Source organism: Ideonella sp. P3_A4 (assembly GCF_056403075.1).
On the sequence record NZ_JBFUGE010000897.1, the window covers coordinates 1 to 1,922 of the forward strand.

Consider the following 1,922-nt stretch of genomic DNA (forward strand, 5'->3'; position numbering starts at 1 on the left):
GGCGTGATGTCGGGCACCTCGATGGCAACGCCGGTGGCCACCGGCGTGCTGGCGGCGTGATGTCGGGCACCTCGATGGCAACGCCGGTGGCCACCGGCGTGCTGGCCAGGCGGTTGGCGGCCAGCCCGGTGCTGCAAATGCCACGCGACGCCCGGCGCGCCGAGGCCATCCTGGCGCTGGCCACCGACCACGCCGAAGACCTGAGATTGCCCGCGACTATGCAAGGCAAGGGGCTGGCGCGATAATTGAGCCCATGGCAAGGTATGTGTTTCATTTGCCGCGGAGCCTGGACACCAAAGCGGTGACGRCCGCGAAGAAGACAGCCACGTCAATGGGCGCGACGGTCGTACGCACCGCCGCCGGCCAAATGCTGGTGGAAACCACACCCGCCAAGGCCGCCAAGGTGGCCGAAGCACTGCCGGAGTGGCGATACGGCCTCGAACGCCTGGCCGCCCGGTTGCCCGAGAAGGCGCCGCTGGCGCGAGCCAAGTACGCGGCAGCACGCTGAGACCGATCACCCGAACGAAGGGCCCTACACAGGGCCCTTCGTCATTTCAGGTCATGCAACGCTCCCGCGGCATGACCATGCGGCACATCAATCAGCGTCGCGCACCAGCAGCAGTTTGCCGCCCCAATGGTCGCGCGTCAYGCCGCCTTCGGCAAACCAGACCCGCCAGGTGTAGACCAGGTTCTCCGTCCAGTGCGTAGCCGTGTGGTAGATCTCGGTCTGAAAGCCTGGAAAGATCGACTGGTCGATCGACGGACGGTTCACGCGCGGGTCGACCAGGCTGGCCAGTTCCTTCACATTCGGCACCCGCCAAGCCTTGCCGCTCGAACTCGCCTGCGCCTTGGCTTGGTCAAACGCCGACGAATTCATCAAGAACGTTGTCGAGGTCCCACTGCACGTCTGGCCCGTCCAGGTCTGACCCTCGGCGCAGCGGCGCCAGATCAGGCTGGTGGACTTGTCCCGCACCTCCGCTCCATCAATCAGCCAGCGATGGGCCGGGATCGCCTTGCCCAGACGCACCAAGCGGACGGCAAAGTTGCCGAACTCGCCGCCGTACCAGATGGATTCGCCGTTGTAGTAGCTGACAGCCCAGCGGTAATCCGCGCTGCCGCCGTTGATCTGGGCGCTGGTCGAGGTCCAATGGAAGTCCGACGCGGAGTTGGGGAACCACGCGCCGTCGATCATCGGGCCGCCTTGGGGCACGCTGAAGTCGACCAGGCTTTCCATTTCGCGCCGGTTCGGCAAGCGCCAGTCATGGGCGCCGCACAAGCCGGCGGCGTTCACCGTCGTCACATAGGCGCTCGCGTCGCCCGCCTTGCCGTTGCCCAGGTTCGTGAAGCGGGCGCCGACATCGCGCGGGCCGCCGTCCTGGGTCTTGACCTCCCACATCGAGCCGGTGACCTTGTCGCGCACGCAGGCCCAGCTGGTGGCGCTGCGCGGCAGCACCTCGCCGTTCGCGCCAATCTTCTCGAAGCTGAAGCCGGTGTGACCATCGCCATTGCGAGGCAACAAGGCATCACGGCCAAACTCGCCGTCGTGCCCGGTGCCCGAGCATTTGGGGGTGAAGATGTAGTTGCCCTGGTCTTCGTCGAAGACCACACACTGGGTCAGGCCGGTGTCGTTGAGGCTGGCTTTGCGGACGGCTTGGGTGTCGAGTTCAGCGCCGATGCCGAGGGTGGGCACAGCGGGCAAGACGGCGACCAGCACGGCCCATGACAGGCCGCGTTTCGCCATGGACCGCGGCGGTCGTGATTCGGGACCGGCCGGGCGGATTTCAAAGTGAAACATGTCGAGTGCACCCTCTCTGATGGTTAGGACTCGCAGTATGGGGGGATCCACGCCTCGAAAAAGGACAGGCCCCTAACTCGACGGCCCGCCGAACTTCGGCTGAGGCCAGCATCACGAATGACTCTTT

3 protein-coding genes are annotated in these 1,922 nt (G+C 65.8%); 2 read left to right on the plus strand and 1 reads right to left on the minus strand.

What is annotated here, in order from left to right; genetic code table 11:
* Together AC1DYI_RS34180 and AC1DYI_RS34185 are read left to right on the plus strand one after the other, a co-directional pair.
* On the plus strand, positions 1-245 hold a 245-nt coding region (locus AC1DYI_RS34180; protein ID WP_477208551.1), incomplete at its 5' end, for a S8 family serine peptidase.
* 56 nt (positions 246-301) lie between these two features.
* Positions 302-508 (plus strand): hypothetical protein, encoded by a 207-nt coding sequence (locus AC1DYI_RS34185; RefSeq protein ID WP_477208552.1) that lies wholly within the window; start codon positions 302-304, stop codon positions 506-508.
* An 87-nt stretch (positions 509-595) separates the two neighbouring features.
* Here AC1DYI_RS34185 and AC1DYI_RS34190 read toward each other — a convergent pair whose 3' ends face one another.
* Positions 596-1,741, minus strand: a complete 1,146-nt coding sequence (locus AC1DYI_RS34190) for an Lcl C-terminal domain-containing protein (protein ID WP_477208553.1) — start codon at positions 1,739-1,741, stop codon at positions 596-598.
* Between the last annotated feature and the right edge of the window lie 181 nt (positions 1,742-1,922).